The 20,878-nt window shown below is 61.1% G+C and carries 17 protein-coding genes; 7 read left to right on the top strand and 10 right to left on the bottom strand.

Going from position 1 to position 20,878, the window contains the following annotated elements; all coding sequences use genetic code 11:
• Positions 1-167 precede the first annotated feature (167 nt).
• From FH041_RS16840 to FH041_RS16860, 5 genes are all read left to right on the top strand, one after another.
• Complete coding sequence (locus FH041_RS16840; protein ID WP_023532698.1) at positions 168-1,475, top strand: CitMHS family transporter; 1,308 nt, start codon at positions 168-170, stop codon at positions 1,473-1,475.
• Positions 1,476-1,545: 70 nt separating this feature from the next.
• A complete protein-coding gene (locus FH041_RS16845) occupies positions 1,546-2,316 on the top strand; it encodes a TerC family protein (protein ID WP_027913220.1) in 771 nt (256 codons plus the stop codon).
• A gap of 208 nt (positions 2,317-2,524) precedes the next feature.
• Entirely contained in the window at positions 2,525-4,183 is a 1,659-nt protein-coding gene (locus tag FH041_RS16850; RefSeq protein ID WP_027913221.1) for a Na/Pi cotransporter family protein, read from the top strand.
• Between the two features lie 30 nt (positions 4,184-4,213).
• The gene (locus FH041_RS16855) at positions 4,214-5,620 is read left to right on the top strand and encodes a pitrilysin family protein (RefSeq protein WP_027913222.1); all 1,407 of its coding nucleotides are present in this window, start codon (positions 4,214-4,216) and stop codon (positions 5,618-5,620) included.
• 76 nt (positions 5,621-5,696) lie between these two features.
• Positions 5,697-6,719, top strand: coding sequence for a DUF5924 family protein (locus tag FH041_RS16860; RefSeq protein ID WP_027913223.1), 1,023 nt, complete (start codon positions 5,697-5,699; stop codon positions 6,717-6,719).
• Between the two features lie 31 nt (positions 6,720-6,750).
• Here FH041_RS16860 and FH041_RS16865 read toward each other — a convergent pair whose 3' ends face one another.
• The 6 genes from FH041_RS16865 to FH041_RS16890 all read right to left on the bottom strand — a co-directional run bounded on the left by FH041_RS16865 (position 6,751) and on the right by FH041_RS16890 (position 12,120).
• Positions 6,751-7,980: a nucleoside recognition domain-containing protein gene (locus tag FH041_RS16865; protein WP_023532681.1), complete on the bottom strand. Its 1,230-nt coding sequence runs from the start codon at positions 7,978-7,980 to the stop codon at positions 6,751-6,753.
• 134 nt (positions 7,981-8,114) lie between these two features.
• Positions 8,115-9,443: a glutamate/aspartate:proton symporter GltP gene (gene gltP, locus FH041_RS16870; protein ID WP_023532821.1), complete on the bottom strand. Its 1,329-nt coding sequence runs from the start codon at positions 9,441-9,443 to the stop codon at positions 8,115-8,117.
• 728 nt (positions 9,444-10,171) lie between these two features.
• Complete coding sequence (locus tag FH041_RS16875; protein ID WP_088522797.1) at positions 10,172-10,642, bottom strand: inhibitor of vertebrate lysozyme family protein; 471 nt, start codon at positions 10,640-10,642, stop codon at positions 10,172-10,174.
• Positions 10,639-10,800, bottom strand: a complete 162-nt coding sequence (locus FH041_RS16880) for a DUF1328 domain-containing protein (RefSeq protein ID WP_023532363.1) — start codon at positions 10,798-10,800, stop codon at positions 10,639-10,641. Before FH041_RS16880 ends, FH041_RS16875 begins: the two co-directional genes overlap by 4 nt.
• 34 nt (positions 10,801-10,834) lie before the next feature.
• Positions 10,835-11,125: a hypothetical protein gene (locus FH041_RS16885; protein ID WP_027913225.1), complete on the bottom strand. Its 291-nt coding sequence runs from the start codon at positions 11,123-11,125 to the stop codon at positions 10,835-10,837.
• Positions 11,126-11,298: 173 nt separating this feature from the next.
• Entirely contained in the window at positions 11,299-12,120 is an 822-nt protein-coding gene (locus tag FH041_RS16890; protein WP_027913226.1) for a BON domain-containing protein, read from the bottom strand.
• A gap of 211 nt (positions 12,121-12,331) precedes the next feature.
• Here FH041_RS16890 and algB point away from each other — a divergent pair, with 211 nt between their 5' ends.
• Together algB and FH041_RS16900 are read left to right on the top strand one after the other, a co-directional pair.
• On the top strand, positions 12,332-13,678 hold the full coding sequence (gene algB, locus FH041_RS16895; protein WP_027913227.1) for a sigma-54-dependent response regulator transcription factor AlgB: 1,347 nt from the start codon (positions 12,332-12,334) through the stop codon (positions 13,676-13,678).
• A gap of 11 nt (positions 13,679-13,689) precedes the next feature.
• The gene (locus FH041_RS16900) at positions 13,690-15,456 is read left to right on the top strand and encodes a KinB sensor domain-containing domain (protein ID WP_088522871.1); all 1,767 of its coding nucleotides are present in this window, start codon (positions 13,690-13,692) and stop codon (positions 15,454-15,456) included.
• Between the two features lie 15 nt (positions 15,457-15,471).
• Here FH041_RS16900 and FH041_RS16905 read toward each other — a convergent pair whose 3' ends face one another.
• The 4 genes from FH041_RS16905 to FH041_RS16920 form a co-directional block, all read right to left on the bottom strand.
• Positions 15,472-17,076, bottom strand: coding sequence for an EAL domain-containing protein (locus FH041_RS16905; protein WP_027913229.1), 1,605 nt, complete (start codon positions 17,074-17,076; stop codon positions 15,472-15,474).
• Positions 17,077-17,180: 104 nt separating this feature from the next.
• Entirely contained in the window at positions 17,181-17,969 is a 789-nt protein-coding gene (locus FH041_RS16910; RefSeq protein WP_027913230.1) for an N-acetylmuramoyl-L-alanine amidase, read from the bottom strand.
• A 76-nt stretch (positions 17,970-18,045) separates the two neighbouring features.
• A complete protein-coding gene (locus FH041_RS16915; RefSeq protein WP_027913231.1) occupies positions 18,046-19,920 on the bottom strand; it encodes a GGDEF domain-containing protein in 1,875 nt (624 codons plus the stop codon).
• A 95-nt stretch (positions 19,921-20,015) separates the two neighbouring features.
• On the bottom strand, positions 20,016-20,870 hold the full coding sequence (locus tag FH041_RS16920; RefSeq protein ID WP_027913232.1) for an endonuclease/exonuclease/phosphatase family protein: 855 nt from the start codon (positions 20,868-20,870) through the stop codon (positions 20,016-20,018).
• Between the last annotated feature and the right edge of the window lie 8 nt (positions 20,871-20,878).

Raw genomic sequence — 20,878 nt, forward strand, 5'->3', positions numbered from 1 at the left:
GAGGTACGTGCCGCGCCCGGCGCAACCAACAACAACAATGGTGATACCGATGCCTTTCCGTGCCCGACTTCTCTTAGTCCCGTCCTACCTACTCCACGCGCAGCGTCCTGCACGCTGACCCGCCCGAACCGTCCTCTTTTTCGTCGCGCCTCGCCTGGAGTATTGCCATGCTGACCTTCCTCGGCTTCGCCATGGTCGTCACGTTCATGTACCTGATCATGACCAAGCGTCTGTCGGCCTTGATCGCCCTGATCCTGGTGCCCATTCTGTTCGCCCTCTTTGGCGGTTTCGCCAGCAAGATCGGCCCCATGATGCTCGAAGGCATCAGCAAGTTGGCGCCCACCGGCGTCATGCTGATGTTCGCTATTCTCTACTTTGCCTTGATGATCGACTCCGGCCTTTTCGACCCTGCGGTGCGAAAAATCCTCAAGCTGGTCAAGGGCGACCCGCTCAAGGTGTCGGTAGGCACCGCCGTGCTGGCCCTGGTGGTATCGCTGGACGGTGACGGCGCTACCACCTACATGATCTGCTGCGCGGCCATGCTGCCCATGTACAGCCGCCTGGGCATGAGCCCGCGCATCATGGCGGGGCTCATCATTCTTGCCGGCGGGGTCATGAACATGACGCCATGGGGTGGGCCCACCGCGCGGGCGGCCAGCGCCTTGCACGTGGACCCTTCCGATATCTTCGTGCCCATGATTCCAGCGATGTTGTTCGGCGTGGTCGCGATCCTGGCCATCGCCTACCTGTACGGCAAACGCGAACGTGCCCGCCTGGGCGAGCTGCACCTGCCAACTGACGATATCGATCACAGCGACATCAGTGTTTCGCAATATCCAGAGGCACGCCGGCCAAAGCTGCTGTACTTCAATGGCGCACTGACCGCTGCATTGATGGCGGCCCTCATAGCCGGCCTGCTGCCGTTGCCAGTGCTGTTCATGATCGCCTTCAGCATCGCGATGATCGTCAACTACCCCTGCCTGCAACAACAGAAAGACCGTATCGCCGCCCACGCCGGCAGCGTGCTGGCGGTTACCGGCCTGATCTTCGCCGCAGGCATCTTCACCGGCATCCTGTCGGGCACGGGCATGGTCGATGCCATGTCCAAAAGCCTGCTGGCTGTCATTCCCGAAGCGTTGGGCCCGTACCTGGCGGTGATCACGGCGATCGTGAGCATGCCGTTCACCTTCTTCATGTCCAACGACGCCTTCTATTACGGTGTTCTCCCCGTACTGGCCGAAGCGGCAAGCCACTATGGCATCAGTCCGGTCGAGATGGCCCGTGCATCCATCGTCGGGCAGCCGGTGCACCTGCTCAGCCCGCTGGTACCCTCGACTTACCTGCTGGTCGCCCTGGCCGGCATCGAATTCGGGGATCACCAACGCTTTACGCTCAAGTGGGCAGTACTGGTGTGCCTGTGCATAATGTTCGCCGCGCTGATCATGGGCATTTTCCCGCTGTTCAGTAGTCTCTGATAACAGACCTCTCTCCACCGCAATGCGCCTCGATGCAGGCGCATCGCCCATACCGCTCAAAGGAAAACACATGGAATGGCTGACCAGCCCGGAAATCTGGGTTGCCTTCTTCACCCTGACCGCGCTTGAAATCGTTCTGGGCATCGACAACATCATCATGATCTCGATCCTGGTCAGCCGCATGCCCAAGCACATGCAGCCGCGTACCCGGATCTTCGGCCTGGCCCTGGCCATGGTCACTCGCATCATGCTGCTGCTGTCCATCACTTGGGTAATGCGCCTGACCGACGATCTGTTCGTGGTGCTAGGGCAGGGTATATCCGGACGTGACCTGATCTTGTTCTTCGGTGGCTTGTTCCTGCTCTGGAAGAGCTCGCAGGAGATCTACCACGGCCTGGAAGGCGAAGAAGAAAACGCCGACGAACCCAAGGGCTCTGGCGGCAAGTTCTTGTACACCATCATCCAGATCGCGATCATCGATATCGTCTTCTCCCTGGATTCGGTGATTACCGCTGTGGGGATGGTGTCGCACGTGCCGGTGATGATCGCCGCAATCATCGTCGCCGTGCTGGTCATGATGGCTTGTGCCGGTACCATCGCCGACTTCATCGACAAGCACCCTTCATTGAAGATGCTCGCGCTGTCGTTCCTGATCGTGGTAGGTACCGTGCTGATCGCCGAAGCATTCGATGTGCATGTTCCTAAAGGCTACGTTTATTTCGCCATGGCCTTCTCCCTGGCGGTCGAAGCCATCAACATCCGCATGCGTACGTCGTTGGCACGCAAGGCTGGCAAGGAGCACGAGGCCGTGAAGCTGCGCAAGGACGTGCCGGGTCAATAACCTCACACGTCACGGAGAAAAGGGCCCTGCGGGGCCCTTTGCGCATGCCGCCAGTACGTCCCAAGGATGTTTCAAAATGATGACAGCCATGCGAAGCTGGCGGCAGCGGCATAATAGAACTAAAGCTTGAACAGGCCTTTGCAAACGGCACTGCGCCCGCGTCTTTTCGACCGGCCACCTTGGCCGGTGCACTCAGGGGGCTCTCGTCATGCTGACCCTACTCAATCTGCTTTCGGCAGTCACCTTGCTGGTGTGGGGCACGCACATCGTGCGAACCGGCATTTTACGGGTGTTCGGTTCGGATCTGCGACGCATCATCGGCCAGAACATGGACAAACGCCCGCTTGCCTTCATCGCGGGCATTCTGGTCACTGCAATGGTGCAGAGCAGCAACGCAACCGCAATGCTGGTCACCTCATTCGTAGGTCAGGGCCTGATGGCCATGACCCCGGCGCTGGCCATCATGTTAGGGGCCGACGTGGGCACGGCGCTCATGGCCCGTGTACTGACCTTCGACTTGTCCTGGCTTTCGCCCCTGCTGATTTTCCTGGGGGTGATCTTTTTCCTTTCACGCAAGCAGACCCGTGCTGGCCAACTCGGCCGCGTCGGCATCGGCCTGGGCCTGATCATCCTGGCGCTGGAACTGATCGTCCAGGCAGCCGCCCCCATCACCCATGCCCAAGGCGTGAAGGTGCTTTTCGCCTCGCTGACCGGCGACATTCTGCTCGACGCCCTGGTCGGTGCATTGTTTGCCATGGTGTCGTATTCGAGCCTGGCCGCCGTCCTGCTCACCGCCACACTGGCAGGTGCCGAGGTGATCAGCCTGCCGGTGGCCATAGGCCTGGTGGTCGGCGCCAACATTGGTAGCGGCCTGCTGGCGTTCATCAGCACCAGCATGCAGAACGCCGCCGGCCGCCGCGTGGCGCTGGGCAGCCTGCTGTACAAGCTGATCGGCCTGCTGTTGATCATCCCCGTGCTCCACCCGCTGGTGGACTGGATGGACTCACTGAGTTTCAGTCCGCAAGAACTGGTCATTGGCTTCCACTTGCTCTACAACACGGCCCGCTGCCTGATCATGCTGCCTACGGTCAAGCCCATGGGAAGGCTGTGCAACAGCCTGTTGCCAGAGCGCGAGCGCGACAACGGGCAGATACGCCCGCGCCATCTCGACGCCTCGGCCTTGGAAACGCCCAGCCTGGCGCTGGCCAATGCTGCCCGGGAGACGCTGCGCCTGGGCGATATCGTCGACAACTTGCTTGAAGCCATGCTTGGCGCCCTGCGCGGCACTCAGGCTGCATTGCCTCAGCAGGTACGCGCACTGGGTGAGGATGCCGAGGCCCTGTACAGCGCCATCAAGTTATACCTGGCGCAGATGACCCGCGAGGACCTCAGCGAACACGACAACCGTCGCTGGGCCGAGATCATCGAGCTGGCCGTCAACCTCAAGCTGGCCTGCGACCTGATCGAACGCATGTTGCGCAAAGTCCAGCAGCAGAAGACAAGCCAACGCCGTGCCTTTTCTCAGATGGGGCTGGAGGAACTGACCGGATTGCAGGAGCAATTGCTGGCCAACTTGCGCCTCGGCCTCTCGGTATTCCTCAGCGCCGACCCGGAAAGCGCGCGTTTGCTGCTGCGCGAGAAACGTCGTTTTCGCGCCCAGGAACGGCGCCTGGCCCACGCCCATGTCAGCCGCCTGCAGCGCAAAGTGGTACAGAGCATCGAGACCAGCTCCATCCACCTGGAGCTTATCGCCGACATGAAGCGGTTGAACTCTTTGTTCTGCAGCAGTGCCTATGTGGTACTGGGCGGCTCGGACACGGGCGGGCTGATGCTCGACAGCGTGCCGGACGAAGCCCCTCTGCCGTGATGTCGCCGACCTGAGGACCCCCGCTCACCCATGCGTTGCCTGATGTTCGTCTGCCTGCTGATGTGTAGCTTCTGCTCCTTTGCCCTGGACCGCGCTCGCGTGGAGGGCTATCTGCTGCCCAACGGCCTGCAGGTCATCCTCAAGGACGGCTACGAACGCGACCATGTGTCCATTCGCCTGGTCGTGGGGGTGGGCCTGGACGACTTCGGCTGCGACCAGAAAGAGCTGCCGCACCTGCTGGAGCATCTGCTGTTCAGTGGGGTGGATGACACGGGCGAAGGGGGTCTGGAAGAGCGTCTGCAGGCGCTGGGTGGCGAATGGAATGCGTTCACGGGCAATGCCGACACCACGTTCGTGATTGAGGCGCCCGCACGCAATCAGCGCAAGGTACTCGATCTGTTGCTGTCGATCATTCGCGACACCCAGATCGACGCCAAGGCCCTGGCGACTGCCAAGCGCATCATCGAGCGTGAGGACGGTGGCCATTACGGGCACCTGCAGCGCTGGCTCGACCGGCAGGATATCGGCCACCCCGCCGGGCAGCAATTGGCCACGGAATTGGGCTTGAAATGCCCCGAGCGCTCCAACCTCGACGACATGACCCTCGAGCAGGTCCAAGGCCTGCGCGAGCGTTGGTACGCGGCCAACAACATGACACTGATCATGGTGGGTGGCCTTGACCGCCTGTTGCCCGCCTACCTGGAAAGAACCTTCGGCGAACTCCCGGCCACCGAGCCGGAAGACCGCCGTGATCTGGAATCGATCAGCCACGAGGCCAAGCAACGGCGCGGCCTGATGCACGGCTGGCTGGGCGATACCGCCAAACTCCACTGGCTGTTCATCGAGCCCGTGTTGGACAACGACCATCAGGCCACCCTGGATCTGCTCTCCCGTTATCTGGATTGGGCAGTGTACGACCAGCTGCGCCTGCGCAACGGCCTGTCCTACGGGCCCTCGGTCCAGCGCGAGAGCTTCGGTGATACCGGCCTGCTCAGCCTCAACGCCGACCTTGAGCGCGATGATATAGGAAGGGCCATCGAGGTCATGCGGCGCTTGTTCGATCATTTGCGCAAGCAGGGCCTGGACCCGGACACCTTTGCCCGCATCAAGCAAGCGAGCATCGCCAAGGAAAGTTGGGCAACCCAAGGTAACAGTGCCCTTGCCGATTATTACTGGGGCGCATTGAACGACTACACCGACGGCCGCTTCACCAGCCCTGTGCGTCAGCTGCGACGAGTGACACTGGAGCAAGCCAACCAGGCGCTCGAGCAGTTGCTCGCCCACGAAGGCTACATTCGTATCGAAAAACCGCTGCTTGGGTACGACGAGCTCTACGGTCTGTCGTTCCTGCTGGCAGGGTTGCTGCTCGCCGCGTGCCTTCTGCGCTGGCGTCGACAAACTCCTGACAAGCCAAGCGGTGCTACTCGGCACATGTGAAACGGCGGTATCCTTTCAATGCCCGCGTCGTGCATGCAAGGGCCGCCCCCTAGCCACTCCAAGCATTGCAGCCCCCATGCCCCCAATACCCAAGATCGCCCAGCGCATCATCGAACTGCTCAAACGCTATCCGGGCGTCATTGCCTTGGGGGGCTTTCTATCGGGTGTAGGCAGCTTCATCCTGGTCGACCGGCAGGCGGGGCTTGCCAGCTGGATCGCCGTCATGCTGCTGGTCAGCTGGGTCTGGCTGATGCTCGAAAGCACGCTCACTCGCCTGTTCACGCGTACGTTCAAGCGTGAAATACCCCAGCCGCTGTTGCGCTATGCCACGCAGATGATCCACCAGGAATCCCTGTTTTTCGTGCTGCCGTTTTTCTTCATCACTACCACCTGGAACAGCGGCCAGTCGATCTTTACAGGCTTGCTGGGCGCCGCCGGGCTGGTCTCGATCATCGACCCGCTGTACTACCGCTGGCTCGCGCCGCGGCGCTGGCTGTTCATGGCGCTGCACACCCTGACCCTGTTCGCCGCCTTGCTGACGGCCTTGCCGATCATCCTGCACCTCACCACCGCGCAAAGCTTCAAGCTGGCCCTGATCATCGCCATGGCCTTGTCCTTCCCAAGCCTGGTCAGCAGCTTCCCGGTCAGCAACTGGCGACGCGGTGTCGGCCTGGTGGTGATCACGCTGGCAGTCGGTGGCGGTGGTTGGTTGTTGCGCTCCTGGGTGCCGCCGGCCACCTTGTGGATGACCGAGGTCGCCGTGAGTACCGAGGTCATCAACCGTGAGCCGGGAGATTCACTGGATAAAATCGCTGCCAGCCGTATTCGCAGCAGCGGCCTGTACGCCTACACCGCCATCAACGCGCCGCGCGGCCTGAATGAGCGGATCTACCATGTGTGGCAGAAAGACGGGCAGGAGGTGGACCGTATCGCCCTGGACATTCACGGTGGGCGCAAGGAAGGCTATCGGGCCTGGACCCACAAGCAGAACTTCCCGCCCAACCCGGTGGGGCGTTGGCAGGTGAGGGTGCTGACCGAAGATGGCCAGGTGATAGGCGTACTGCGCTTCAAGGTAGTCGAGGATGGCGCCGCTTCATGAGCGACGCACCCTGTAGCACCTGAAACGCCGTTCAGCCAAAGAACCAGTAGCAAACGCAGATCGCTGCCACCACACCGGAAAACTCGGCCAACAGTGCACACCCCACGGCATGGCGCACCCGTTGAATGCCCACGGCACCGAAGTACACCGCGAGGACGTAGAACGTGGTTTCGGTACTACCCTGAATGGTCGCAGCGACCAAGGCAGGGAAGCTGTCCACACCCTGGGCCTGCATGGTCTCGATCAGCATCGCCCGTGCGGCACTGCCGGAAAACGGCTTGACCAGGGCAGTTGGCAGCCCTTCGACGAAGCGCGTATCCAGGCCCATCCAGTTCACCGCATGGCGAATACCGTCCAACGCCACCTCAAGCGCCCCTGATGCGCGCAGCACACCGACCGCCACCAGCATCGCCACCAGGTAGGGCAGCAGGCTCTTGGCAACGTCGAAGCCTTCCTTCGCCCCTTCGACGAACGCTTCGTAGACCTGGACCCGCTTAAGCGCGCCGATGATCAAAAAAACGATGATCACCCCGAACAGCGTGAGGTTGCCCAGGATTGAGGACAAGCTGGCCAGCGCAGCTGCCGACAACGTGCCGAGAAAGGCCATGAAGCCCCCCAGCAGCAACGCACCGGGCACCAGGTAAGCCAGCACCACAGGGTCCCATAGCCGCAAACGCTGCATCACCGCGACCGACAGCAGCCCTACCAGCGTCGACACACTGGTGGCCAGCAGGATAGGCAGGAACACCATGGTTGGGTCGGGCGCGCCTTGCTGAGCCCGGTACATGAAGACGGTCACAGGGAGCAGGGTCAAGGAAGACGCATTGAGCACCAGGAACAGGATCTGTGCATTGCTGGCCGTGGTGCTGCTGGGGTTGAGCGTCTGCAGGGCACGCATGGCCTTCAAGCCGATAGGGGTAGCAGCGTTGTCCAGGCCCAGACCGTTGGCCGCAAAGTTCATGGTGATCAGCCCCAGCGCGGGGTGCCCAGGCGGCACTTCTGGCATCAGCCGTGCGAACAAGGGGCCCAACACCTTGGCCAGCCATTCGACGATACCCGCCTGCTCGGCAATCTTCAGAAAGCCCAGCCACAGCGTCAGGGTGCCGAACAGCAATACCATGACCTCGACGGAAAGTTTCGCCATGGCGAAGATGCTTTCGACCATGGCCGCGAAGATGCCAGCGTTGCCACCCACTAGCCATTGAGCCATGGCAGATATGGCCGCTACCAGGAAAAAGCCGAGCCACAAGCCGTTGAGCATTCACGTACCTCCCCCGAAATGCCCGAATCATAACGTATCGAACACCGCCCTGGCTGCGGCCCGCCGTGAGTGTAGATGCCGCAGACAACAAAAAGCCCCGACATGTCGGGGCTTTGTGTCCAACAGGCTTAGCCTCAGCGCTTGGCTGCTTCACCCACCATGGCAGCTTCAGGCTTCTCGGCGATCAGCGAGGCGTAGTACAGCTCGCCCTTGGCTGCGTCGTACATACCTTCCCAGCGGGAGATGACCAGCGCGGCCAGGGCATTACCGATCACGTTGAGTGCCGTGCGGGCCATGTCCATGATGCGGTCGACACCGGCAATGAACGCCAGACCTTCCAGCGGGATACCCACGCTACCCAGGGTGGCCAGCAGTACCACGAACGAAACACCCGGTACTCCGGCAATACCTTTGGAGGTCACCATCAAGGTCAGTACCAGCAGCAGCTGCTGGCTCCACGACAGGTCGATGCCGTAGAGCTGGGCGATGAAGATGGCCGCGATGCTCTGGTACAGGGTAGAGCCGTCGAGGTTGAACGAGTAGCCGGTAGGCACCACGAACGAGCAGATCGATTTGGGCGCACCGTATTTCTCCATCTTCTCGATAACCCGTGGCAGGACGGTTTCCGAGCTTGAGGTGGAGTAGGCCAGGATCAGCTCATCTTTCATGATGCGCATGATCTTGATCACCGAGAAGCCGAACAGGCGCGCTACCAGCCCCAGCACCATGAAGGCGAAGAAGGCGATGGCGAAATACACCAGCAGGACCAGCTTGGCCAGTGGCAGCAATGAGCTGAAGCCAAAGTTGGCAACGGTCACCGCGATCAGCGCGAACACACCGATCGGCGCGTACTTCATGATCATGTGAGTGACTTTGAACATGGTTTCCGATACGGCCTGGAAGGTGCGTACCAGCGGATCGCGCAGCTCGGCTTGCAGGCTGGAGAGGCCAAGGCCGAACATGACCGAGAAGAAGATGATCGGCAGCATCTCACCGCGCATCAGCGCCGCGAAGATGTTCGACGGAATCAGATTGAGCAGGGTCTCGATGAAGGCATGCTCATGCTGCACCTCGGCGGCGGTCGCCTGGTACTTGGAGATGTCCACGGTGCCGAGGGTGCTCATGTCGATGCCGGCGCCCGGATGGAACAGGTTGGCAAGCACCAGGCCCACGACAATGGCGATGGTCGTGACGACTTCGAAGTAAAGGATGGTCTTCAGGCCAATACTGCCAAGCTTCTTGGCGTCGCCAACCCCGGCGATGCCCACGATCAGCGATGAGATCACGATCGGGACCACGATCATCTTGATCAGGCGAATGAAGATATCACCAGCAGGCTGAAGGACGTTGCTGATCCACCAGGCCTTTTCCGCACTGAAGTGGTTCAGGAGCGCGCCGATTGCAACGCCCAAGACCAGACCGATGACGATCTGCCAGGCGAGGCTCAGTTTTGCCTTCTTCATGTCTTTACCCTTTGTTGTAGTGGTCATGTCAACTAACGGCTACCGGAAAACTGTGGAAACAACCCCGGGCGAATGCGCCGATCAGCGACGTGTTGTAAGGACAGCGCAGACGAGCGCAGGGCTCGGTCGGCGAAAAAGGCCGCAACTATTGCGATGGGAAAGAGGGAAATCTAATGCCGGAAACGCATACCCCATACCGATCAAGCATGGGAAAGTGGAGGCATTTCGAGGGAAATAACTGACATGCGGTGCGCCGTTCGGAAACCCGAATAGGACATAAACGCCAAATGGCGGCTGGAATAGTCGCAAAAGCACGTAGGAAAAATCAGGTTGTTCGACAATCCGAATGCTTCAAACGCAGCTCGTATTGATAGCACGGCTGAGGAAAAAAAAGACATGCGGTTGAGACAAAATGTGTCCCGAGAGGGAATTCGTGCATCGTGCACTGATATTTGGATGGCTCCTCGGAAGCCAGGTCCACCCTGAAGATCGTTCAGGGCTCTACTGACCTGGAACTTCCGATTCTGCCTTACCTGACCCGGCCCAACAGGTGGAGGCACTCCCTGTACCCCTAGGCCACTCCGATCCTGTAGCGATCAGAACAGCCCGGCCCCTTGGTCATGTGCTGCTCCTCCTCGGAGCGGCGCATCATAGAAGGCTGCAAGCCTACGGCCGTTCAGCTTCTATTTCATGACAGTGCCGGACCTGAACCACACTGGTCTTGCGACTCAGTACCAGTTCGGGTCCTGCTTGAGTTGCTCCTGAAGCAGGGCTTTCATGCCATCATCAGGTTCGCCAAGCCACCGGTACTGCGCATGGCGGGTAGGCGACTTGTCGCTGGGCAGGCCTTCCGGTACCTCCACCAGCATCCCGTAGGCGTCATCCTTGTCCCAGCTGAATGCCACGATCAAACGCTTGTAAGTGCATTTGTCCGCGGCTTCGCAGAGCGGGCCCACGAGGTACTTATTACCGTCTTCCGTGACCGCCGACATCTGCTGAGGCGAACTCCCCGTGAGGTTCAATACCCAATCGGGCAGGCGTTCTTCGCCTTTGACAGCATCCTGCCAAGATTCCCGGTATTCGGCATCGCTACCCAGCAATTGATCGACGCGTTGCTGGCCATCATTGGCCGCCAACGCTGCTGCAGTGGCGCTCATCATCAGAACGCCAGCTACGGCATTGCGCAACAGCCTGCTCATCTGCGACCGCGTCCAAAGAAGAACGAAGCCACGAAAAGAACCAGGAAGACGATGAACAGGATCTTGGCGATACCCGTTGCAGCGCCAGCGATACCACCAAAGCCCAGAACTGCAGCGACGATGGCGATGATGAGGAAAGTGATAGCCCAGCTCAGCATGGTGATTCTCCTTTGTTTTTCAAAAGCAGGGTGATCAGAACACCCAACGGTCCTGTGGTACGACATGTTCAACGGTTGCAGGGGACTCGGCCTTACCCTTCGATGGCAGCGGCTCGGCTGCCTGAACGAGGTTACTGGCGCGGGTGTTCTGGATCTGCGACAGCAGGGCGGTTTGCGCCGCTACCTGATCGGCCAACCGGGCGGTTTGCACACTGTAGTAGAACAGCCCTGCTGCCAAGGTCAGCATGACCGCGATGCCAAGCGACATGATCTGACGCAGTGGCAGGGCGGTAACTTGCAAACGGTTGACAGATGGGCGGTTCATGCCGGCTTCTCCTGCTGTAATTTTTGTCCAGACTTGAACAAGTAATTGCAGCCTGCGTGCCAGCTTTCAAATTAGAAAAAATCATTATTTTTCAATGAGTTAAAAGATTGAACCATTAGAACCTACCACGTATCCTGCACGATGCACCCTGGGGGGCCGTGCGAAATGCACGATCACCCCTCAACCTTGGTTGCCACCTTGAGCATGTCGGCATCTACGCCACGTACTCCGATGATCTGCCTGGCGATGTCCATCGCGATATTTTTCTGCTCGGGGCTAACGACTTCGCCGGAGAGTCGTACCAAGCCATCCTGGCTCACCACCTTCAGATTCAGCCCGTCGAGGTTGCGGCTGAAGCTGTAACTGCTTTGGACTTTATCCACGATCCAGGCATCGCTTGGCTGTGGTCCGCTCGGGGCATCCACGGGCTGGCCTTTGGCTTTGATCATGGCGGCGGTGTCCAGGCTGATCAGGTTGTTGACCAGGTACACCCCCTCGGTGGTACGTGCCACGACGCCCGCAAGCTCCTTGGCCTCGGGATTGTCTACCCGACCCCGGAGCGTGATGACACCGCTGTCACTTTGCACTTCTATAGATGCCTTCTCGGTCAGGCGGCTCCACAACAGCCGTGACCGTATGACCGCCGTCAGCGTCACGTCTTCCGTGCGCCGGGCATAGGCTCGCAACGCCAGCGGTCGCTCAACCAGCTCAGGATTGACCTTTACCTGATTGTCGACCTTCTCGATACCTGAAGTGGCCAAGGCCACTTCCTCGACCAAACGGCGCTCAACCTCATTTTCGACCTCCCCAGCCAAACGCGCCGATGCGCCGTCGACCTCAACGGTGATCCGATAAGGGTTGAGGATCCGGTTCAGGGACACTGCCGTCTGCAGCGAACCTTCCAAGCGAGCATCGTGAACAGGATCTCCACTCGCCACAGCGACGAAGGGCAGCAAACTGACCGCTAGCGCAAGCGCGCGAAAGGGGAAGGGCATGTCGTACTCTCCTTTTGTAGGCAAAATCTGAAACTCTTCGCAACCAATGTGCCAACCACCCTCTCTAAGCAAATCGCCAGTCCCCCGGGACTTTTGAGCATGCTGGTCGACTCGCTGGCGTGCAAAGGGCAGAATCCTTCAGAATTGACCATGCAACTTGCCCGATTTTTCCCACACTAAACAAAGATATTTCCCAAAGGAGCGCAGGTACATGGAATCAGCCCAGGACAAGCAAGGCCGCATTCTGCTGGTGGATGACGAGTCCGCGATCCTGCGCACCTTCCGCTACTGCCTGGAAGACGAGGGCTATAGCGTGGCGACCGCCAACAGCGCCACTCAGGCGGAGAGCCTGCTGCAGCGCCAGGTGTTCGACCTGTGCTTCCTTGACCTGCGCCTTGGCGAAGACAATGGCCTGGACGTGTTGGCCCAGATGCGCGTTCAGGCGCCGTGGATGCGTGTGGTCATCGTGACCGCCCACTCCGCCATCGATACAGCGGTCGATGCCATCCAGGCCGGCGCCGCCGACTACCTGGTCAAGCCTTGCAGTCCAGACCAGTTGCGCCTGGCCACAGCCAAGCAACTGGAGGTGCGCCAGCTTTCCGCCCGCCTGGAAGCCTTGGAAGGCGAAGTGCGCAAGCCCAAGGATGGCCTCGACTCCCACAGCCCGGCCATGATGGTCGTACTGGAAACAGCCCGCCAGGTGGCAACCACTGATGCCAACATCCTGATCCTGGGCGAATCCGGGACCGGCAAGGGTGAGTTGGCTCGCGCCATCCACGGCTGGAGCAAGCGCGCACGCAAGGCCTGCGTGACCATCAACTGCCCGTCGCTCAATGCCGAGCTGATGGAAAGCGAATTGTTCGGTCACACGCGAGGGGCCTTTACCGGCGCCAGCGAAAGCACCCTTGGCCGAGTCAACCAGGCGGACGGCGGCACCTTGTTCCTCGATGAAATCGGTGATTTCCCCCTGACCCTGCAACCCAAGTTGCTGCGCTTTATCCAGGACAAGGAATATGAGCGTGTTGGCGACCCGGTCACCCGCCGGGCCGATGTGCGCATTCTCGCCGCCACCAACCTCAACCTTGAAGAAATGGTGCGCGAGGGTCGTTTCCGCGAAGACCTGCTCTACCGCCTGAACGTCATTACCTTGCACCTGCCGCCCCTGCGCGAGCGCAGTGAAGACATCCTCACGCTTGCCGACCGCTTTCTGGCGCGCTTCGTCAAGGAATACTCAAGGCCGGCCCGCGGTTTCAGTGAGGAAGCACGTGCAGCGCTGCTCAATTATCGCTGGCCGGGCAACATTCGCGAATTGCGTAACGTGATCGAGCGGGCCAGCATCATCTGCCCCCAGGAAAAGGTCGAGATCAGCCATCTGGGCATGGGCGAGCAACCGGCCAGCAACGCGCCGCGCGTAGGGGCCGCCTTGAGCCTGGATGAGCTTGAGCGCGCGCACATCGGCGCTGTGCTGGCCGCCAGCGACACGCTCGACCAAGCCGCCAAGACCCTCGGAATCGACGCATCGACCCTGTATCGCAAGCGTAAGCAGTACAACCTGTGAAGTGGCCGACCATGAAGCTGCGCACGCGGCTCTTTCTCAGCATCTCGGCGCTGGTCACGGTCGCCCTGTTGGGGTTGCTACTCGGCCTGGTCAGTGTCCTGCAGATGGCTTCGGCCCAGCAGGCGCTGGTTCGCGACACCAACCACTCGCTGGATGTAGGGCTAAAGCTACGCCAGAACCTGGGTGAGCAGCTTATCCTGCTGCTGGATACGGACACGGCTCCAAGCCAGTTGCAAGCGCTGCAAGACGACTTCCAACGCCTGCTCGACCAAGGCCTGGCCGACGGTGGCCAGCGGCCAGGGTTCAGCGAAGCCCGCGACCACTACCAGGCATTTCTCGAGGCTTACCACGCCACCCCGGCGCCCTCGCGCAGCCTGGCCGTGGACCAGCCACTGGGCGCCGCATTCAATCAAGTGCGTACCGACCTGATCGATTCCCACAAACAAGCGCTGGCCAACATCGCTCGCAGCGAAGAACAAAGCCGTGCCCGCGCACTGCTGGTAGGCGGCGTGCTGGGCCTGATGGGCCTGGTGGTCCTGGTTTTGGGCTTCATCACGGCCCACAACATTGCCCGCCGATTCGGCCAGCCCATCGAGGCCCTGGCCAAGGCAGCCGATCAGCTGGGCAAGGGCAATTTCGATGTCACACTCCCGATCACTCAAGCCAGCGAACTGAACCAGCTCACGCGTCGCTTCGGGATCATGGCCGACGCCCTGCGCAAGCACCAGGCCACCAATGTCGACGAATTGCTCGCCGGGCAGCAGCGCCTGCAAGCCGTGCTCGACAGTATCGATGATGGCCTGCTGATCATCGACCGACAGGGCTTGCTCGAGCACTTGAACCCGGTTGCTCAACGCCAACTGGGCTGGAACGACAGCCGCGTTGGCAGCAGCCTGGCCGAAGCCCTGGAACGACCTGAACTGGAACAGCAACTGTGCCAGGTGCTACGCGGCGGCAGTCTGGACCGTCAACCGGACGACCTTCACATCGACGTTGACGAGGAAACGCGTCTGTTGACCTATAGCTTGACGCCCGTCAGCCATCCTCAGGGCCCGATCCTGGGCGCCGTGATGGTGCTGCACGATGTGACCGAACAGCGTGCCTTCGAGCGGGTGCGCAGCGAGTTCGTGCTACGCGCCTCCCACGAGCTGCGTACGCCTGTCACCGGTATGCACATGGCGTTCGGCTTGCTGCGCGAACGGGTCAAGTTTCCCGAGGAAGCGCGTGAATACGATCTGCTGGAAACCATCGGCGAAGAAATGCAGCGCCTGACCCAGTTGATCAACGACCTGCTCAACTTCAGCCGCTATCAAAGCGGTCTGCAAAAGCTCGAGCTGGCGCCCTGTGCCATCGATGAATTGCTGGAGCGGGCGCAAGTGCGCTTCGCCGATCAGGCGGGCCAGAAGCAGATCGAACTGGTCTTGGCCCTGGAACCGCCACTGCCGCGCATCCAGGCTGACGTTGCTCAGCTCGACCGCGTGCTGGACAACCTGCTGCACAATGCGGTCAGGCACACCCCCCAGGGCGGGCGCATCCGCCTGCATGCGCGCCGCCATGCCGAACGCGTGATCATCAGTGTCGAGGACACGGGCGAGGGTATCGCCTATGGTCAGCAGGGCCGCATCTTCGAGCCGTTCGTGCAAGTGGGCCGCAAGAAGGGCGGGGCCGGCCTGGGACTGGCCCTGTGCAAGGAAATCGTGCAGTTGCACGGTGGGCGCATGGGCGTCTTCTCGCGACCAGGTGAAGGTACCCAGTTCTACCTGGCCCTGCCGGTCTGACGCTCGCAAGGCCTGTCAGGCCTGTCTGCCCCGTGGCAACTTATCCCGCGTGACCAGCTCGGCAAACTGCCGGGCCGTCAGGGCCTTGGCGAACAGCCAGCCCTGGCCGTACTTCACCCCTTCGCCAAGCAGCAGCAGCGCCTGGTCCTCACGCTCGATACCTTCGGCGATCACCCGTAGATGCAGGTCGTGGGCCATGCGGATGATATGGGGTGCCACACCGCTGCTGGCGGCATCGTGGCCCAGCGCATCGATGAATGCCTTGTCGATTTTCAGGCAATCCACGGGCAAGGTCTGAAGGTAGGCCAGGCTGCAATAACCCGTGCCGAAATCGTCGATCAGCACTTGATGGCCCTCGGCGCGCAACGCTTGCAGGTTTTCGCGCGCCACCACCACATCGATCAGGCCCCGTTCGGTCACCTCGAAGGCGATCTGCCTCGGGGCCACCCGGTGCAGCGCCAGCAGGCGCGCCGCCACTTCCCCAACACGCGGAACCATCACGTCGCACGCCGCCAGGTTCACCGAGATGTAGAGCATGGGCCTTGAGCGCAACAGAGGGCCGAGTTGCTCAAGGACGCGTCGCAGGACGAAGTCGGTGATTTCACGGATCTGCCCGGTATTCTCGGCCAGCGGTATGAACAGCTCAGGGCTGGTCAGGCTGCCATCGGGACGACGCCAGCGCACCAATGCCTCGGCGCCGACACAGCGCCTGCTGTCGAGCTCGAAAATCGGCTGGTAGAGCACTTGCAGCTGGCCACGACTCAGCGCTTGCTGAAGCTCGGAGCTCATGGAGCGTCGCTGTTGAGCCAATTGCAGGACCAGCCAGCCAATGCAACAAGCTCCCAGTACGCTGCCTGGAAACAGCAGCCACAGGGCGCCATTCATGCGCAGGGGGAGACTTGCGCGTGGTGCGATCAGAACCAACTGGTAATCAGGAGACTTGGTGGGCATGCGATAGATGAGACGATCGCTGAACTCCAGCAACGTTTTGTGACTGGTCGACCACACAGAAGGCGGTGGCCACACCTGGGGCGGGCCCAGCACCGGGATCGCCCGAGCACCGTTGTCCAGCACGACCAACAAGCTCCCGCCCGGAGGCAAATCCACTACATCGGTCAGATGCCCACGGGACGTGGACACCAGAAACCGGCCACGCCCCAACATCAGGGCGGCAAGGTTTTCGTCGGGCTCGGTGGTGGTGTTGAGCCAGTAGCTGTAGACCGGCCCTTTAATGTCTGGTGGGCGCAGCGGCACGAAAGCCCGCTCGTCACCTCGGTTCGAGCAGGCAACATTACCGTCGACATAGGCCGCCTCGTAAATGAACCGTGAACTCAACCCGATCTGCTGCAAGGCCGTCAGCATGGCGGGGCCGCAGCCACGCAAAGGTTGCGTCTCCAATAAGTCCACACCTTCGCGCAACTGCCCGAACACCTGTTCCAGTCGTTCCAGAAAACGCTCGCCCTGAGCATTCATCTGTTCGCTTTCACTTTGCTTCATCTGCTGCAACGCAATGGCGATGCTGGCGGTTAGCAATAGGGCGGCACTGGCGATTGCCGCCAAAGCGGCAAGCATCCAGGGGCGGTAGAAAAATTGGCGCAAGGCCGCTAGGCGATCAGGCATCGAAGGCATCCAGTTGATTACCAAGGTATAGCAACTCAATGGACAATTACCTTTGCCGTTTAGCGCTTCGCTTGCGCGAGGACCAAACGGCAGCCGTCAACGCTTTACCGCATGCGGTTGAGCACCTCGAGCATGGCGGCCGTCTGCGCATCGGGCTGGCCGTCGAAGCGTTGAGGTCGGAAGCGCATCTGGAACGCCGCGATCACGTGCCGAGTCTGGACATCGAGCACGCCCGTCTGCTCGATGGCGTAGCCAAATCGGGCAAGCGCCTGCTGGTACCATCCAACCGTAGGAGGATTGACCTCGAAGTAGGCCTGCTGGCGAGCCACGCTAGAGGCGTCAGGCCACACACCCAGGCCGGCGTCGGCCAAACGTTTCCACGGGAACAGCGGGCCGGGGTCCTGCTTGCGCAGTGGGGCGATGTCGCTATGGCCAATGATGTGCCGTGGCTCGATGCCATTACGCTTGACGATATCCTTGAGCAGCGCGATCAGCGACTGGATCTGCGCTTCGCTGTAGGGGTGCCATACCCGCCCGGCAGGCGTATCGGTAAAGCCAGCGTTGACGATCTCGATACCGATGGACGATGAATTCAACCAGGTTCTGCCTTGCCACTGGCTGTCGCCAGCGTGCCAGGCCCGCCTGCTTTCATCCACCAATTGGTAGACAGTTGCGGGGCCATCACCGATCAGGTAGTGGCTGCTGACCTCGCCATGGGTCAGCAACGCCAACGAGCGCTCCAGTGAAGCATTGGTATAGTGCAGCACCACGAACTGAATGCGGTTGTCTTGGTTGGCTGACGGGTGGCTGCGGTCGATGCGCAAGCCCGTGGAGCAACCGGCGACAGTCAGCAGCAGCAGGGTGATCAGTGATTTTTTCAGCGTGGAAAGCACGGCAGTGGCCTCAGCGAATGAGCGCTACAGTATAACGCTCTCCCCGCATCTGCGCTCGCCCTTGCCAGGCGCTCGGTCAGTGCTGCTCCACGCAGTTGCGCCCCCGTTGCTTGGCACGGTAAAGCGCTGCGTCGGCACGCTTGAGCACCTGATCGGCCACCTCGCCAGGCCTGAACGCGCTCAGCCCGATGGACGTGGATACCACCACCCGCTCCCCCTTGAAGTGAAACGGGCAGGCCTCTACGGCAAGGCGCATCGTTTCGACGACCTGTAACGCGTCTGCCGGGGAGGTGTCGGGCAGCAGCAGCACGAACTCCTCGCCCCCGAAGCGGGCAATGAAATCCTGGCCTCGCAGCCGTTTGCGCAACTGTTCGGCCACGATCTTCAGTACCTTGTCACCGGCCAGATGCCCATAGCCGTCGTTGATCTGCTTGAAATGATCCAGGTCCAGAATCGCCATGGCCAAGTCGCCGCCGTTTTCCTGCCAGCGCTGCATCTCGCGCTCGATTTGCTCGCTCCAGGCCGCACGATTGGGCAAGCCGGTCAGTGGGTCGAGCAACGCCTTCTGCCGCTGCTCCTCCAGGTGCTCACGGTAACCCAGCGCTTCCTGCTCCATGCTGGCCACGCGCTCGGACAGCCCCTGCAGACGCCCAGCCAGCGCCTGCTCGCGGCGATCGCGCTCGTGCTGGTGCTGGTCCATCGTCATCAGCAAGCCTTCGAGCCGGCTTTCGAGCAGGTGCTTCAAGCTCGATACGTCTGCGGCGCCTTGCATGTCGGTTTGCAGCCCGTCCACCTGCTCACGCAATTGCGTATCCAGTTCGCGTGCCGCACTGCTGTTGTCGGCGTGACCTGCGCTGGCGGCCTGCAAGTGGCCGTGGAAACCCTCGAGCCGCTCATTGAGCAATTGCAGATAGGTTTCGAACTCATGCTGGCCGCTGTCGGTGATCGCCAGCAACAACACGGCAAGATCATCCAGCACCGGAATCAACTCGTACCAGTTCATGCCGCGCGCCACCCGTTCGCGCATCGCCTGCGCCTGCGCCTTGTGGCGGTCCGGCAGGCTCAGGTCATCCAGCAGACCGAGCAGCGTCTGCTCGATATGGGCGGCCACCTGGCTGTATGGCGGCTCGACTGCGTAGGGCAGGGCATAGGCCTCTTGGTCAGACAACGTGACATCAGCCAAAGGGGTCGAATCATCCTCACCCCCACTTTGCAATGGCACGCCCATTGCCGGACCAGGTGCCTGGGGCACGGGCGGCGGCTCGCCACCCGACATTTGTTCAGACTCGATCAGTGACGGGGACGCATCGCTGTCCTCATGCCCATCGTGCTGAGGGACAATGGACGCTTCCTGAACCAGGGGCTGCGAGGCAGCAGGGACGAGGCCCGGCGCCTGCTCGCTGGCGGCCTCGACAGGCGCCAGGTCATCGCGACCTTTGAACAACCGCTGCAAAAAGCCGCCCCGCGAACTGGCTTCGGGCCTGTCCAGCGCGGCCAGCGCACGCCCTTGCAGCCCACTGAGTTCCCCCAGCAGCGGCGGCAGATCGCGAGACTGGGTTACACCGGCCTCCAGCCGCTTGGCAAGCTTCTTCAACGGCCTGGAGACATCGCTGGTCAACGGCAGGCCTTGCAACTGATCAACCAGTGCCGTCAGCGCATCGCCCACTTGGTTCATGCGGGTTTCGCGGCGCTGCTCAGACTCCAGTACCGCTTTTTCAAGACGGGGGATAAGGCCGGCAAGCCCGGCATCCATGTTGTCACTGCGAATGACCTCGCGCATTTCCTTCATGCACTGGTCGACGACCTTGTCGCTGCCCTCAGCGGCTAACGTACTGCGAACCAGGCCTCGGCGCAGCAAGTCCAGGCGCGCCTCCCAGCGACGTTCGAGCTTCTCCTGTTGCTCAATGCTTATCAGGTATTTTTCTTTCCAGCGCTCGGCTTCTTCGGTCATGCCTGTGTCCGCACGGGTGATACAACTGGGGCTGTCTGATACACACTGTCGGCGCGTGCCCGGGACACTTGAGGGCAAGCGAGGCGTCAGTTGATTCAGCTCAAGGCCGGCAGCGTATCCACAGTCAATGCATCAGGCAATCGGATCTCGACGGCCACAGGAAGATGGTCGGAAATCGGCTGGGCCAGCACCTCGACCCTTTCCAGGGTAAGGCTCGGGCTGAGCAGGATATGGTCCAGGCAGCGCTGTGGTCGCCAACTGGGGAAGGTGGCCTCCACCTGAGGCGCAATCAGGCCAAGGTCGCGCAACGGTGAATGCTCGAGCAGGTCGGTAGCATGGGTGTTCATGTCCCCCATCAACACCTGATGGCGATACCCGCCGATCAGTTCGCGGATGTAGGCCAGCTGCAGTGCACGGGTCTTGGCGCCCAAGGCCAAGTGCATCATGACTACGATCAGCGCATCCTCACCCTCGCCGAAGCGCACCAGGATAGCCCCGCGCCCTGCTGGGCCAGGCAGTGGGTGATCCTCGAGTTGGTGAGGCTTCAAGCGACTGAGTACGCCATTACTGTGCTGAGCGAAGCGCCCAAGGTTGCGATTGAGCTGTTGGTACCAATAGGGGAAGGCACCCAGTTGGGCCAGATGCTCGACCTGATTGACATAGCCCGAGCGCAAGCTGCCCCCATCCGCCTCTTGCAGGGCCACCAGATCGAAGTCCCCAAGCAACTTACCGATTTTCTGCAAGTTGCTGGCTCGGCCAGTGTGCGGCAGCAGGTGCTGCCAGCTGCGCGTCAGGTAATGCCGATAGCGCTCGGTACTAATGCCCACCTGGATGTTGAAGCTGAGCAGCCGCAGACGACCATCTTCTGGCAAGCCGGGGGCTTGCAGGTGATGCTCGTTGACCTGCGGCTGGGGCAGGGCAACGCCGCGCGTGACCCGTAGGCGAGGCATGGGTGCGC

This window comes from Pseudomonas sp. SWI7, assembly GCF_006351945.1.
GTDB lineage: Bacteria > Pseudomonadota > Gammaproteobacteria > Pseudomonadales > Pseudomonadaceae > Aquipseudomonas > Aquipseudomonas fulva.

Bases quoted from the DNA above. Each gene is read 5' to 3' on its own strand.
- FH041_RS16840 (WP_023532698.1), top strand. From the start codon at position 168: ATGCTGACCTTCCTCGGCTTCGCCATGGTCGTCACGTTCATGTACCTG.
- FH041_RS16845 (WP_027913220.1), top strand. From the start codon at position 1,546: ATGGAATGGCTGACCAGCCCGGAAATCTGGGTTGCCTTCTTCACCCTG.
- FH041_RS16850 (WP_027913221.1), top strand. From the start codon at position 2,525: ATGCTGACCCTACTCAATCTGCTTTCGGCAGTCACCTTGCTGGTGTGG.
- FH041_RS16855 (WP_027913222.1), top strand. From the start codon at position 4,214: ATGCGTTGCCTGATGTTCGTCTGCCTGCTGATGTGTAGCTTCTGCTCC.
- FH041_RS16860 (WP_027913223.1), top strand. From the start codon at position 5,697: ATGCCCCCAATACCCAAGATCGCCCAGCGCATCATCGAACTGCTCAAA.
- FH041_RS16865 (WP_023532681.1), bottom strand. From the start codon at position 7,980: ATGCTCAACGGCTTGTGGCTCGGCTTTTTCCTGGTAGCGGCCATATCT.
- gltP (WP_023532821.1), bottom strand. From the start codon at position 9,443: ATGAAGAAGGCAAAACTGAGCCTCGCCTGGCAGATCGTCATCGGTCTG.
- FH041_RS16875 (WP_088522797.1), bottom strand. From the start codon at position 10,642: ATGAGCAGGCTGTTGCGCAATGCCGTAGCTGGCGTTCTGATGATGAGC.
- FH041_RS16880 (WP_023532363.1), bottom strand. From the start codon at position 10,800: ATGCTGAGCTGGGCTATCACTTTCCTCATCATCGCCATCGTCGCTGCA.
- FH041_RS16885 (WP_027913225.1), bottom strand. From the start codon at position 11,125: ATGAACCGCCCATCTGTCAACCGTTTGCAAGTTACCGCCCTGCCACTG.
- FH041_RS16890 (WP_027913226.1), bottom strand. From the start codon at position 12,120: ATGCCCTTCCCCTTTCGCGCGCTTGCGCTAGCGGTCAGTTTGCTGCCC.
- algB (WP_027913227.1), top strand. From the start codon at position 12,332: ATGGAATCAGCCCAGGACAAGCAAGGCCGCATTCTGCTGGTGGATGAC.
- FH041_RS16900 (WP_088522871.1), top strand. From the start codon at position 13,690: ATGAAGCTGCGCACGCGGCTCTTTCTCAGCATCTCGGCGCTGGTCACG.
- FH041_RS16905 (WP_027913229.1), bottom strand. From the start codon at position 17,076: ATGCCTGATCGCCTAGCGGCCTTGCGCCAATTTTTCTACCGCCCCTGG.
- FH041_RS16915 (WP_027913231.1), bottom strand. From the start codon at position 19,920: ATGACCGAAGAAGCCGAGCGCTGGAAAGAAAAATACCTGATAAGCATT.
- FH041_RS16920 (WP_027913232.1), bottom strand. From the start codon at position 20,870: ATGCCTCGCCTACGGGTCACGCGCGGCGTTGCCCTGCCCCAGCCGCAG.